At 65.2% G+C, this 1,654-nt stretch carries 1 protein-coding gene; it reads left to right on the top strand.

Translation table 11 applies throughout. The features are described from left to right. Positions 1–529 precede the first annotated feature (529 nt). On the top strand, positions 530–1,654 hold a 1,125-nt coding region (locus ACIA8K_RS37455), incomplete at its 3' end, for an ISAzo13 family transposase (RefSeq protein WP_396068230.1).

Consider the following 1,654-nt stretch of genomic DNA (forward strand, 5'->3'; position numbering starts at 1 on the left):
GTGCCCGGCGCGAGGTTTGCCTGCGGGAGCGACTCTGTTGCCCATTCGCGTCCGGCCGTCTCGGACCCCCGGTCGAAGGGGCTGGGTCGTGGTGGGTCGTTTCGCTGGACGTTGTGCTTGCGGAGCGGGAGAGCAGCACGGCTGTCGTCTCAGCGGCGGCGGGTCGAGGCGGCTGCGGCCTGGGTGGGTGCAAGGACCGGCACCGAGGCCGCGGGTCGCGCAGGTGTGCGGGCTGGTCGTGGCACTTCGGCAGGTCTCAGGGCCGGGCAGCAAGGCGGAGCCCCACCTGATCCGAAGATGTCAGGACACAGCTCACGCTCACGACCCGCCTCATGGAGGTTCTCGGACAGTTTCCAGGTTCGGGCGCTGCGCGCCCGACATTTCGTCTTATAGATACCGCCTGGGCTTTCATCCTGACGCACCGAAAGATCAGTAAGGCCCGCGTCAAGATCCTTGCGGCTCTGGTGGCCCTTAGGGAGCGCAGGTGATTAACCCCGTGTCTTGCCGTATTGCGCTGCGTTGATCTGTTATGGGTATATCGGTCGAGGTTCAAGAGCAACTGGGATCGAAATTCGCGGCGATTTTTCCGCATCTTGATGAGCGGCAGCGCCGCCTGCTCATGGGTGCCGAAGCGCGGGCGCTGGGTCATGGCGGGATACGTGCGGTGGCGCGGGCGTGCGGGGCCGCAGAGTCGACCGTGGCGCTGGGTGTGCGGGAACTGAACGCCGGCGCGGGCGTCTCAGGTCGGGTCCGCAGGCCGGGCGGGGGCCGCAAAAAGTTGGCGGACGTCGATTCCGGGCTGCGGCCGGCGCTACTGGCGCTGGTCGAACCCGATGAACGCGGGGATCCGATGTCACCATTGCGATGGACGACGAAATCCACCCGGAACCTCGCCGCGGCACTGACCGCCACAGGGCATCGGGTCTCCGCGGACACCGTCGGGAACCTGTTGCGTGAGGCCGGTTTCAGCCTGCAAGCCAACACGAAAACGTTGGAAGGCAACCAGCACCCGGACCGCGACGCCCAATTTTGTTATATCAACGAACAGGCCCGCGCTCACCGCGCCACAGGCCAGCCGGTCATCAGCGTCGATGCAAAGAAGAAAGAGCTCGTCGGCGACTACAAAAACAACGGCCGGCAATGGCGGCCGAAAGGACAACCGGCCGAGGTCAACAGCCACGACTTCGTCACCGTCTCCGTCCCCCGCGCAGTGCCCTACGGCATCTACGACACCAGCACCAACACCGGCTGGGTCAACGTCGGCACCGACCACGAAACCGCCGCGTTCGCCGTCGAGTCCATACGCCGCTGGTGGCACCACCAAGGCCACCACCACTACCCCCACGCGACCCGGCTACTGATCACCGCCGACTCCGGCGGCGCCAACAGCCACCGCAACCGGGCCTGGAAAACCGGGATCGCCGCTCTCGCCACCGAAACAGGCCTGGCCATCACCGTCTGCCACCTACCACCCGGCACCTCCAAATGGAACAAGATCGAACACCGCCTCTTCTCCCAAATCACCCTCAACTGGCGCGGCCGCCCCCTGACCAGCCACGGAGGCTTATTCAGCGGCCATCCGGTGAAAGTGGAGCCCAATTACGCAATCGATGGTTTCTTTGAACGTGCTCAGCGGCCTTCGATAGTCGGTGTG

It is taken from the genome of Catenuloplanes sp. NPDC051500 (genome assembly GCF_044454585.1).
GTDB lineage: Bacteria > Actinomycetota > Actinomycetes > Mycobacteriales > Micromonosporaceae > Catenuloplanes.